We start from the raw sequence: 11,526 nt of genomic DNA on the forward strand, positions 1-11,526 counted from the left end.
CCTGGGCCAAGCCGGAGTGAGTTTGTCCTTTTTTATACTCGTTTCATTGAGCTTTTTTCGAATTAGACCCATTCAAAGCCGATAGGCTGAGGATAGCAGAATGGATTGCAACGTATAGCCACTGCTGATAAGCCGTAGCGAGGCTAATTGGCTCAGACGACTAATACTCTTGCTGCCATTTGTTGAAAGGCCCCAAAAGGCATACAGATTACCAAAAATAAAGGTGCTTTAAAGCTTTTAACACAGACAAACCAAAACATTATCATAAAGAAGGGATGGTTTAGACCTGTGGTGATGCTTCCAATTACAAGGCGAATATGAGTGGTGAGCCCGCCCCTTGGAGAAGGTGCTCAAAGCACATACCCGGGGAACAAGCTCTAAATAATAATGGTGTTAAAACCTTTTGCCTATAGGATATTCAAAAATGCTGAGTCAAGGGAATTGGCTATCTATCTTTACGCCGGTACACAGGTAGCTATGATATCGATACTGATACCGACCTACAACTACAATCCGACAACTACAGTACGCGAACTGCACAGCCAGTGTTTAGAGTTGGGCATCACCTTCGAAATATTGGTGGCTGACGACGACCCTGACTCTGAGATGACCTCAGCCTATGCTCAGCTGAACGAGCTGGAACATGTACACGCATCGATTAACCCCGTAAATCTGGGTAGAAGAGGCAATCGGGATTACCTGGCTTCGAAAGCTCGGTACGAATGGCTACTGTATTTAGACGAAGATGCAGTAATTACTCATCGGTCATTTGTAAAAAATTACATATCAAATCTGAGGCCTGGTGTGGTGATTTGTGGAGGGGTGGACTACTGTGCAACGCTACCAAAAACAGAGAAGAAGAAATTGCGCTATCGATATGGCCTGCGCAGCGAGGTAGTGGCTGCCGCTGACCGCAATTCTGCTCCCTACAGTTCGTTCATAACGTTTAACTTTTTAATTCCCAAAGAAATATACATCAAACTCCCAAAGCATACCGAAATCGTAGGCTATGGGCATGAGGACACAATGATGGGGTATGACTTGAAATACAACTTCGTGCCTGTTCTGCACATCGACAATGCCGCTTGCCACAGCCAAATCGACAGCAACAAAGTTTTTTTGGAGAAGACCAAAGAAGCCTTGCAAAATCTGTCGCGCATGATGGCATCGGGCAAGGTGGATGAGGAAGTGACCATGTACAAGGTATATGCGCGAGTGCGATCAACAGGGCTTCACGTGATTTTGAGGGTATTGTATTCGCTTTTCGGCAAAGAACTGGAGAGTCATATTTCGGATGGCCATCCCACGCTATGGATTTTTGACCTATATCGGCTAATGTACCTAAGCTACATACAGCCACAGATTACAACTCCCGGCGCATGGAGGTAAGGCCTGACTTTTCGGTGGTCATTGTTTCGTACAATGTATCTGCCTATCTGAAACTTTGTTTACACGCAGTTTTTAAGGCCATTGGTAAGCATACCGTAGAGGTCTGGGTGGTAGATAATGCCTCGACCGACGACTCCGTACAGATGGTGGCTGAGTGTTTTCCAGAGGTTAGACTTTTGGCAAACACAGAAAACGTCGGATTTTCAAAGGCCAATAACCAAGCGCTTCGATTGGCAAAGGGTCAATACTTGCTCTTGCTGAATCCGGATACGGTGGTGCCTGAAACAATTTTTGACACCTGTAAGCGTATCATGGAGGCACATCCAGAAGTGGGGGCTGCTGGAATTCGGATGCTCGACGGCGATGGTAGATACTTGCCCGAGAGTAAGCGAGGTATGCCTACACCTTGGGTTTCTCTAATTAAAATAAGCGGTATTTACAAGCTATTCCCTCGGTCGAAAGTATTTAATAAATATTATCTCGGGCATACCTCACCTCTTGAAAACCAGTATGTCGAAATTCTGGCAGGAGCCTTTATGCTGGTGCGTAGAGAAGTAGCTCAGCGCATTGGCTATTTACCAGAGGAATATTTTATGTATGGCGAAGATATAGATTTTTCATATCAATTACTTCAAAGTGGCTTTAAAAACTATTACATTGCAGAAGATAAAATTATCCATTTTAAGGGCGAAAGCACTAAAAAAGGCTCGCTCAATTATGTGTATATTTTTTATAAAGCAATGGCCATTTTTTCGGCTAAATATTTTGGAAAAGGAAATGCCTTTTTTTATCATGTTTTAATAAGTTTTGGAATAATACTTACAGCTTTTGGAGCTGCCTTAAAGCGCTTAATTCAAGCCATTGGAATTCCGTTCGTAGAACTATTTGCTTTTTATGCCGGATTTTGGTACATTCACGACTATTGGGAGAAGAATCACCGATTTATTTCCGGAGGAGAATATCCACCAGAATACGTTTATGGTATTTTACCGCTGTATTCGCTCGTATTAATGCTCAGTATTCACCTGTCAGGTGGGTATAAAAAAACTCAAAAACTTTCAGATGCTCTTAGAGGCTTAGGAATCGGTTTTTTGATCATAATTCTCTTTTACGGTTTGAGTCCTGAAAACTGGCGCTTTTCGCGTGCCATAATGGTCTTAGGTACTTTGTCAGCCTTGTTTTGGGTGCTTATTTTTAGAAATATTCTGAAATTTTTAAAAATCATTCAACCCGACCTCACAAAAAGAGATCAAGTAGCTTGGATTATTACAAACTCAGAACATGAGCTCGACATATGCTCTAAGCACTTCCGGAATACAGCTTATTTTAATGAAAAGGTACTAGAAACTTCGTTTGATTCTTATAAAATTTTATTATCGGCTTTCAGGCCTGATTACGTGCTCTTTGATTCAGAATCAATCTCTTTTTCGAAAGCTATTTCCTTGGCTGAGAGGCTTCAAGATACTTCCGTAAAAATGCTTTATAAAATTCCAAAAGAAGCTACATTTGTAGGTGATGAAGTAGTAATCAATCTTTCAGATAATATCATAAATAATGACCTTAATGATATCCCTCTACAAAAGCGATTTTTCGACTTTGTTTTTGTAGTTTTTATAGTTCCTGCATTTTTTCCCTTTTTGAAGAAAAAAATTACAATTAAGAGCAAGGACATCAAAGATATTTTAATGGGAAAATTACATTTAATAGGACATGGAGAAGCGCAAAAAAGCATTGTAAATTTATCAGATCACATTGTCAATTTAGGCATTTCAAATTACTCCTTCATTTCCACTGATTATTTTGCGCGATATTCACCTTTGAAGGATTTAAAAATCCTCAAAACGCTAAACCAAATTTACCAGAAAAATATTTTAGATTAAATTCTTGCCAAGTCCTTAAAACACGCTCGTGTCTTAATGTAGCATGAACTTTTGGATAACTTTGCAGCAATGTCGTTACGCGCCCGCATATCGAAATCGCTCAGAAATCGCTACCGTCTGGTAATCCTCAACGATGAAAACTTCGAGGAGCGCTTTTCCATCAAGCTCACGAAGCCCTTCGTTTTCACAGTAGTAGCGGGAGGCAGTTTGCTACTAGTGATTGCTACTACGTTTATTATCGCATTTACGCCTTTGCGAGAATACATTCCTGGATATTCGAGTACAGAGTTGAAGCGCCTTGCCATACAAAATGCTCGTCTTGCAGACTCACTACAGCAGCAGTTGGCTTACACCGATCAATATCTGAAAACAATTCGAGCGGTAATAAATGGCGAAATCGAGCTGAATAGGGACTCCGTAAACATTCGCCAACTGACTGAGGAAAACAAGAAAAAGATCGATCTGAGTATTGGCAAGCACGATAGCTTGCTTCGGTACGAAATTGAACAGGAGGAAATGTACAACCTCCAGCCCATTAGTAGAGAGCAATTTATAGCCGCTCTGCTATTGTTTAGGCCGGTAAAAGGAAGTGTCATTCAGGCTTTTGACTCTGAAAATAAACGCTATCACATCGAAATTGCCACAGGCAATGGGGAAGCGGTAAAATCGGTACTCGACGGCACAGTGATTTTCTCAGAATTTAACCCAACATGGAATCACATTGTAATCATTCAGCATGCCAACGATTTGATATCCGTGTATCGAAATCTTGCATTTCCACTGAAACGCAAGGGGCAAACTGTGCAAACGGGTGAAGTAATTTCATTTGTTGAAAGTTCTAAAGATGCAGATAGCCGACCCATTTTTGCCTTTGAATTGTGGCAAAAAGGCCAACCCATCAATCCTCAATTGTTCATTAACTTCTAACCCAGGCAAATGTCACTGAAATCAACACTTGCCCGACTTTATGCAGCCCATGTGGTGCGCTCTACCGAACGCTGGGCGTCCCACCCCCTGGAAGTTCAAATGCGCTGGCTTCATAAACTTGTTAATACAGCCAAACACACTCAATTCGGCAAAGACCACGACTTTACTAGCATCAAAAATTACGACGACTTCAAAAAGCGCGTACCCATCAACGACTACGAAGGGCTGAAGAACTATATTGAAAAAATAAAGGCCGGTCAATCAGATGTTTTATGGCCTGGCAAACCCCTTTATTTTGCCAAGACATCGGGTACAACATCAGGCACGAAGTACATCCCCATCAGTCGAGAATCTATGCCCTATCACATCGCTGGGGCGCGAAACATGCTCTTGCACTACATACACCGAAGCGGAAAGGTCGACTTTGTGGATGGCAAAATGATCTTCCTACAAGGTAGTCCAATATTATCAGATACTAATGGCATCAAAACCGGTCGTTTATCGGGCATTGTAGCCCACTATGTACCTGCCTATCTGCAGCGCAACCGCATGCCCTCGTGGGATACAAATTGCATCGAAGATTGGGAAGCCAAGGTAGAAGCCATCGTGCGCGAGACAGTAAAGGAAGATATGCGCCTCATTAGCGGCATACCCCCCTGGGTGCAGATGTATTTCGAGCGCCTGCTACACTACACTGGCAAAGCCACCGTAAGCGAAGTATTTCCAAATTTTTCACTCATGGTGATTGGCGGAGTGGCTTTTGAGCCATATCAAAAGATTTTTGATAAACTCATCGGCAAGACTATAGACACATTAGAGCTCTATCCAGCTTCCGAAGGATTCATTGCCTACCAGGATCAGCCTGACAATCGTGATCTTTTGCTTTTGCTCGACGGCGGAATATTCTTTGAATTCATTCCAGCTGACAAATTTTTTGAATCCAATCCTCCGAGATACCATATAGGCGAAGTAAAAACGGGAGTAAACTATGCTGTTATTCTAAATACCAACGCCGGACTGTGGGGCTACAACATAGGCGATACCATCGAGTTCACTTCGACCTCACCCTATCGCATACGCGTAACCGGTAGAATTAAGCACTTTATCTCGGCTTTTGGCGAGCACGTTATTGGTAGTGAAGTAGAATATGCTATAAATCAGGCTATTAAAGCACATGGTGGGCGCATTAACGAATTTACTGTGGCCCCGCAAGTTACCCCACCTGAAGGCGGACTTCCGTATCACGAGTGGTGGATTGAATTTGATGAAATGCCCGCTGACATGTCTGCATTCGCTCTTACACTTGACCAAGCCTTGCAAGACAAAAACGTGTACTACAAAGACCTCATCACTGGAAAAATCCTTCGCCCTGCAGTGATAAGAACACTTCCAAAAAACGCCTTTAACCAATACATGAAATCCATCGGCAAACTCGGAGGGCAGAATAAGCTACCTCGACTGTCGAACGATCGAAAAATAGCCGAACAGCTGGAAAAGTTTTTTTCGAATCAGCAGGTGGACTTGTAGTCGGCCCATAAATTTTACAATTTGCTCGAAGAAAATGGTATTTTTGTAGTATTTTAACTACATCAATTGTGGTTTAATCCTTTGAACGAGTGATTCATTACACTGTAATTACAAAAAAGTCAATAAAGAGTAAAGAATTTCAGAAGTTACAAAAGAAAGCTAATATTTTGTAAATCAAATATTTAAAAAAACAGATTAAAGAAATGCTTTATTTGCTTTGTAAAGCGAAACAAACATTCTACCTTTGCAACGAAGGTGAAAATCGAAGATGAATTCTCTGGAATTACTGGTTATTAAGCTGAAAAACAAAGCTTCAGAGGCATATAACCAATTAAATTACCTCAGAGATGAAAATTTTCGATTGAGAGCAGAGGTAGCTCGACTGAAGAAGCGCATTCAAGAATTACAAAGCGAAAATGCGCGGCTTCTAGAGCTCCAAAATTCCCTTCAAACAGATTTGGACCGAAGCGAACATTACCATTCTCTTCAGGCCAAATCAAAAATTAACGAATTAGTGCGGGAGATCGACAAATGCCTTGCACTGATAGAGCAATAAACTATGGACGTACAATCAGGAGAGTTCCTTAGAATAAAAGTACAAATTGCTGGGCGCTGGTATCCTCTCAAGATTAAGCGCTCAGATGAGCAGACTGTGCGCAATGCTGTAAAACTCATTGAAGACAGCTTGAGTGCACTCGAGCGTAGCTATGACGTGGCATCAAAGCAAGACCTGCTTGCCATGTGTGCCTTGCAGCTTGCCAACAAACTGCTTACTGCCGAGAAAAAACAGCAAGAAGAAGCTCAAAATCTCGAGTTTCAACTCTCTGAAATTTACTCCATGCTCGACTCAGGTGTGCAAGACATTCCGTCGGCCTAACGTTCTTTATATACCACATTGCCCGCACTGAAGAACTATGTGCTAAACTCAACAGAAAATCCGATAAGGAGCACAGCCTGGTGAGACTAAAGCAGGTCGCAACCTACCTGCTTAGTAGGTGAACCATTCAGGTTCCAGCGAAAGCTTGAAGCTACACCGGCATCCTAAACGTGTCTAACGGGGTTTAGACATCGCATTCAGTGCGGGTTTTTTTATTTTAAGTTATTTAAAGTTATGGAAATCGTAATTGCCCTATCCTCCCTTATCGCCGGTGTAGCAGCCGGATGGTTCATAAATAGCACAATTGCTAAAAAAAGATTACTCAAGAGAGGCTCTGCTATCATCCGCCAAGCTGAGCAAGAAGCTGAGGCCATTAAAAAAGAGAAAATTCTGCAGGCGAAAGAGAAATTTCTCGAACTGAAAGACCAACACGAAAAGGCTGTATCCCAGCGCGAGAAGAAAATACAGGAAACAGAACTAAAGACGCGTGAAAAAGAAGCCCGCGTAAATGCACAACTCGAAGAAGTCAATAGAAAAGAAAAGGAACTGGCCCGCAAACTGGAACAAATCGAGCGACAAACAGAAGCTCTGGAGCGCAAAAATCAGGAAGTAGAAAAACTGCGCCAGCAGCAAATCCACCAGCTGCAAGTCATCAGTGGGCTCACCGCCGAAGAGGCCAAAGCACAACTGATCGAAACGCTCAAAGACGAAGCTAAGAGCCAAGCGGCTGTTTACATTCAGAACACCTTAGAAGAGGCAAAAATGACCGCTGCCCAAGAGGCCCGCAAAGTAGTGATCAAAACCATCCAACGCATTGGCACTGAAGTAGCCATCGAAAATGCCGTATCGGTATTTAACATCGACAACGAAGAAGTAAAGGGCCGCATCATTGGTCGCGAAGGTCGGAACATTCGCGCCCTTGAGGCTGCCACTGGCGTAGAAATCATCGTAGATGATACTCCTGATGCCATCATCCTCTCCTGCTTCGACCCCATTAGACGAGAAATTGCCAGATTATCGCTGCACCGCCTGGTAACCGATGGTCGTATCCACCCAGCCCGCATCGAAGAAGTGGTGGCCAAGGTGACCAAACAAATAGAAGACGAAATCGCTGAAATAGGCAAGCGTACCGTAATCGACCTCGGTATTCACGGGTTGCATCCCGAACTGGTAAAAATCGTAGGCCGAATGAAGTACCGTTCGTCTTATGGTCAAAACTTACTACAACACTCACGCGAAGTGGCATACCTCTCAGCTGTAATGGCCGCTGAACTCGGTTTGAATCCTAAAATCGCCAAGCGCGCCGGTCTTCTGCACGACATCGGTAAGGTCCCCATGGAAGAAACCGATCTGCCGCACGCACTACTCGGCATGCAATGGGCAGAGAAATACGGCGAAAAACCCGATGTGTGCAACGCTATAGGTGCTCACCACGACGAAATAGAGATGACCTCTATTTATTCGCCCATCATTCAGGTGTGCGATGCTATTTCTGGTGCGCGACCCGGTGCACGTCGTCAGGTGATGGAGAGCTATCTACAGCGATTAAAAGACCTCGAAAATCTGGCAATGAGCTATGAAGGCGTCACAAAAGCCTATGCCATACAAGCCGGTAGAGAGTTGCGTGTAATGGTAGAAAGTGAAAAAATAAGTGATGCCCGCTCTCAAGAGCTCTCTTTCGAGCTTTCACAACGCATTCAAAACGAAATGACCTACCCTGGTCAAGTAAAAGTGACTGTAATTCGCGAAACAAGAGCTGTTAACATTGCTCGATAAGTCTATGCGACTGAGCTTTAGTCTTATTGCCGTTGGGATGCTGTTTGCATCCCAACTGTTCTGCCAGCATATTGTGGTCACTTCGCCAGATAAAGTCGAATTTTCTTTTGGCATCGATTCCTTCTTTTATGCGCGAAAGTGGACCACTGCCTCAGCCACTCCTGTCAAAAAAGATCAGACCACCTTTTTTGTGTTGCTGAAAAAAGACTCGGTTCTCCTACAAAAAAAGATTCCCTCCACGCCCGACAATCATCATTTTGTAATTGAAAAGGGAAAAAGCGGAGAATACACGCTATACTACCGCGGTATTTTAAATACCCTACCAGATTCTATTGAAATTTCTAAAGAAAAGACAAACGTCCATCTATCGAGTGTTCTAACCAATCGACCTGCTCTCGCTGCTCAAACTTCACCACCCTCACCTTCGCAAAACAGCGAAAGTTCACAACCTCAAAAAGCAGATACTGCCCAGCGACAAACGACTGAAATTTCTCCTCAAAATTTACATAGTAAACCTGACACTAGCGCCTTAGATAACCTACCAGCCGCTGATGAACCTCAGCCTTTTGATAAAACCGTAGAGGCAGTAAAAAAAGCAGAATTCGAATTTGAGCGTATGATGCTCATAAGAGAATATGTAGAAAAACGCAAAACAAATACCCAAGAACTCAAAGTATTAGCAAGACTGCTGACCTACGATTTGACCCGATTACAACTTTTAAGAGACTGCTATCCTAACACATTAGACAGAATAAACTATCGAGAACTCACTTCGGTATTCGATTTTGAAATCTCGAAACAATCTTTGTTAGAGTTTATCAACGAACATGAAAAATAAAAGATTTCTACTTATAGGGCTTTTTCTATTAATTACAGGCATCGTATTAGGCGCACTCGCTGCCCATGCTTTAAAAGCTCATTTGACTACTAACCAGCTTGAAAGTTTTAAAACTGGTGTTTTTTATCAACTGCTTCATGCCCTTTTGTTCATTTCCTTCGGATTGTACACAACTTCTGAAACTCAGAAGCCTAATATCGCATTAGGACTGTACCTCGCTCTTGTTGGTGTTCTGTTGTTTTCCTTGTCAATTTATTTTTTAAATCTTCAAAATCTCATAGGTATTTCCCTTCGATGGTTGGGGCCGGTCACACCAGTAGGTGGCGTATTGATGATCATTGGCTGGTCGGCAGTTTTCCTGAAGTTTTTTAAGATAAATTAAAATCTGAATGGCTATTTCTCATCTTCACGGCTAAGTTTCGAGCTTTGTTCAGTGTATTTTTACGCTCTTACTACCCTATACCTCTTGACACATGAAACAACTGCAGCTAAGTCTGCTATTTATTGCTATACAGCTGATCAGCTGTGATCATAAAATTCAAAAAACACAAGTAATGAATCCAATCACAGATCCACACTCTTTTTCCGATCTCTCGGGCACAAGGCTTACCCACCTCGATTGGAATGCAGAAATCGATTTCACCCATCGCAAAATAAAAGCCACAGCCACTTGGACGCTTGAATACCAGAAGGACACGCTTATTTTAGATGAAAACGGGCTGCGAATTCTCTCTGTAAAAGACCAAGACGGACATCTGCTGCCCTTCGAAGAGCACGAAGTGGATAGCATACGAGGTGGATGGATAAAAATAGTGCTCCATCCGAACGTCCAAAAAATAGCCATCGAATACGAAACGATGGAACATCCTGCCGCCTTGCAATGGCTAGAAGTGAACCAAACACTTGGCAAGCGCTATCCTATTCTCTTTACTCAGAGCCAGGCAATACTGGCGCGTTCGTGGCTTCCTTGTATGGATTCGCCCTCAATCCGTTTCACCTACAGCGCCCGGGTGAAAGTACCGCAAGGAATGCTTGCCCTGATGAGCGCTGAAAATCCAAAAGAAAAATCACCCGATGGGGTTTACACCTTCTCGATGAAGCAGCCGATTCCCTCCTATCTGATGGCGTTGGCTGTGGGTGATTTCGAATTCAGAGCCATAAGTGATCGCAGCGGCATATATGCCGAGCCAGAGTTAATCGATGCTGCCCAAAATGAATTTAGTGATGTAGAAAAAATGATCAGCGCTGCCGAAACGCTTTATGGCGCTTATTTATGGGATAGGTACGACCTACTTGTCTTACCTCCCTCATTTCCCTTCGGCGGTATGGAAAACCCAAGACTCACTTTCGTAACTCCTACCGTAATAGCCGGCGATAAATCCTTGGTATCGCTTATAGCCCATGAGCTTGCACACTCCTGGTCGGGCAATCTCGTAACCAATGCGACATGGAACGACTTCTGGCTTAACGAGGGATTTACCGTCTATTTTGAATTGCGAATCATGGAGCAACTCTACGGGGTAGAATATGCGGAAATGCTTGCCCAACTTTCATACAACGAGTTGTTGGAGGCTATTAATACCCTACCACCAGATGAAACTACTTTAAAGGCAAAACTCGATGGAAAAAATCCGGATGATGCTGTAGGCCCTATTGCCTATGAAAAGGGTTATTTCTTTTTGCGCACTGTTGAGAAAAAAGTAGGAAGAAAATTTTTTGACGAGTTTTTAAAAAAATACTTTGATGAACATAAATTCAAAAGCATTACCACAGAAGATTTTTTAGAATATCTAAAATCGAATCTTTTAAAGAAAAAAGAATGGGAAGAAATCAATGTAGAATCTTGGGTATATGAACCAGGATTACCGTCAACTATCGTAAAACCGAATTCTACCAAATTTTCGGCGATAGAAAGTACCGTTGTATCATTTCTAAAAACTAAAGTTGTACCAATCACTAGCCGATGGACTGCTTTAGAATATATTTATTTCTTGCAAAATCTCAAGGGCAAAATAGATGAAGAATTATGCAAAAAATTAGACAATCACTTTCGCTTTACGCATTCAAAAAATTCTGAAATACTAGCCATATGGTTTTTGCTTTGTATTGAAACCAATTACAGGCAAGCCTGGGATGCAATGAAACAATTTACCGTACAAACGGGAAGAAGAAAATTTGTCATACCTATCTATAGAGAATTAATAAAGAATAACCAAATTCAGTTGGCAAAATCCATCTTTCAAGAAGCAGCTAAAAACTACCATCCGATTACGTATAAGAGCGTAGCACAGCTTTTTGAAAATACACTATAA

General features: G+C 42.4%; 10 protein-coding genes. All 10 read left to right on the plus strand.

Annotated features, from left to right (window positions below; all coding sequences use genetic code 11):
* Positions 1-387 precede the first annotated feature (387 nt).
* Entirely contained in the window at positions 388-1,389 is a 1,002-nt protein-coding gene (locus EIP89_RS05470) for a glycosyltransferase (RefSeq protein WP_124397658.1), read from the plus strand.
* Positions 1,380-3,269, plus strand: a complete 1,890-nt coding sequence (locus EIP89_RS05475) for a glycosyltransferase family 2 protein (RefSeq protein ID WP_124397659.1) — start codon at positions 1,380-1,382, stop codon at positions 3,267-3,269. The genes EIP89_RS05470 and EIP89_RS05475 overlap by 10 nt, the downstream gene beginning before the upstream one ends.
* Before the next feature lie 69 nt (positions 3,270-3,338).
* Positions 3,339-4,196 carry a murein hydrolase activator EnvC family protein gene (locus EIP89_RS05480; RefSeq protein WP_124397660.1) on the plus strand — a complete coding sequence of 286 codons (858 nt, stop codon included), beginning with the start codon at positions 3,339-3,341 and terminating at the stop codon, positions 4,194-4,196.
* 9 nt (positions 4,197-4,205) lie between these two features.
* Positions 4,206-5,723 (plus strand): GH3 auxin-responsive promoter family protein, encoded by a 1,518-nt coding sequence (locus tag EIP89_RS05485; protein ID WP_124397661.1) that lies wholly within the window; start codon positions 4,206-4,208, stop codon positions 5,721-5,723.
* Between the two features lie 268 nt (positions 5,724-5,991).
* Positions 5,992-6,279 (plus strand): hypothetical protein, encoded by a 288-nt coding sequence (locus EIP89_RS05490; RefSeq protein ID WP_124397662.1) that lies wholly within the window; start codon positions 5,992-5,994, stop codon positions 6,277-6,279.
* 3 nt (positions 6,280-6,282) lie between these two features.
* Positions 6,283-6,600 (plus strand): cell division protein ZapA, encoded by a 318-nt coding sequence (locus tag EIP89_RS05495; protein WP_124397663.1) that lies wholly within the window; start codon positions 6,283-6,285, stop codon positions 6,598-6,600.
* 234 nt (positions 6,601-6,834) lie between these two features.
* Positions 6,835-8,376, plus strand: coding sequence for a ribonuclease Y (rny, locus tag EIP89_RS05500; RefSeq protein WP_124397664.1), 1,542 nt, complete (start codon positions 6,835-6,837; stop codon positions 8,374-8,376).
* Positions 8,366-9,214, plus strand: a complete 849-nt coding sequence (locus EIP89_RS05505; protein ID WP_124397665.1) for a proline and serine-rich protein 1 family protein — start codon at positions 8,366-8,368, stop codon at positions 9,212-9,214. The genes rny and EIP89_RS05505 overlap by 11 nt, the downstream gene beginning before the upstream one ends.
* Positions 9,204-9,596, plus strand: a complete 393-nt coding sequence (locus EIP89_RS05510; RefSeq protein ID WP_124397666.1) for a DUF423 domain-containing protein — start codon at positions 9,204-9,206, stop codon at positions 9,594-9,596. The genes EIP89_RS05505 and EIP89_RS05510 overlap by 11 nt, the downstream gene beginning before the upstream one ends.
* 172 nt (positions 9,597-9,768) lie before the next feature.
* Positions 9,769-11,526, plus strand: a complete 1,758-nt coding sequence (locus EIP89_RS05515) for a M1 family metallopeptidase (protein WP_160160529.1) — start codon at positions 9,769-9,771, stop codon at positions 11,524-11,526.

Origin of the sequence: Thermaurantimonas aggregans (genome assembly GCF_003851885.1) — a bacterium.
GTDB classification, from domain to species: domain Bacteria; phylum Bacteroidota; class Bacteroidia; order Flavobacteriales; family Schleiferiaceae; genus Thermaurantimonas; species Thermaurantimonas aggregans.